Below are 594 nucleotides of genomic sequence, written 5' to 3'. Positions count from 1 at the left end.
AACCTGAACAACCACAGCAAGCACCAAGCACTGAATTCAAAGGTGTCCGCAAATCATTCAAGGGGATGGAGCAATGATTGAATTATTTTCTATTCCTGTTGAACAAGCGATTTTGTCTACTGTGATCGGTACTGAGCAAGGCATGGACGAATACATCGAGCAAATTGATTCAAGTGATTTCTACGCAGCTCAACATCAGATCATTTGGACTCATGTTAAATCACAGTTTGTGAAAGGTGAGGCGTATGACCAAGTTATGCTTTGGGAGTTGATCCGGGCAAATACGATTGAATCCAATGCGGTTGATGAGAAATTTATTCTCAATTTGATGGGATGTTATTGCCCTCATTCGCTTTTACCAACACACCTTAAAAAACTTAAAGATTTTGCAACTCGTAGAAAAATTCAGGATGTGAGTAAACAAATCGGCACTGTTGCTTTGGATATGGTTTCGTACACATCAGAAACCGCTTTAAATCGTACACAGTCGCTCGTCAGTGGCTTAGAAACAGGTTCGGTGGGCAATCGCCTTAAACATGCACATGAGTTCTCTAAGGACGCAATTAAGGAGTTTTTAGAGCGTCATACTGCATT

Annotated in this window: 1 protein-coding gene; it reads left to right on the top strand. The window is 40.9% G+C overall.

Annotation, left to right across the window (positions count from 1 at the left end; all coding sequences use genetic code 11):
• Window positions 1-73: 73 nt before the first annotated feature.
• The coding region (locus tag GGG_RS0119075; protein WP_010118118.1) for a DnaB-like helicase N-terminal domain-containing protein at window positions 74-594 on the top strand (521 nt) is incomplete at its 3' end.

The sequence above is a fragment of the Acinetobacter sp. P8-3-8 genome (assembly GCF_000214135.1).
Classification (GTDB): Bacteria; Pseudomonadota; Gammaproteobacteria; order Pseudomonadales; family Moraxellaceae; genus Acinetobacter.
Note: the sequence above shows the minus strand (reverse complement) of the source record. Positions and strands in the feature narration are given on the sequence as shown.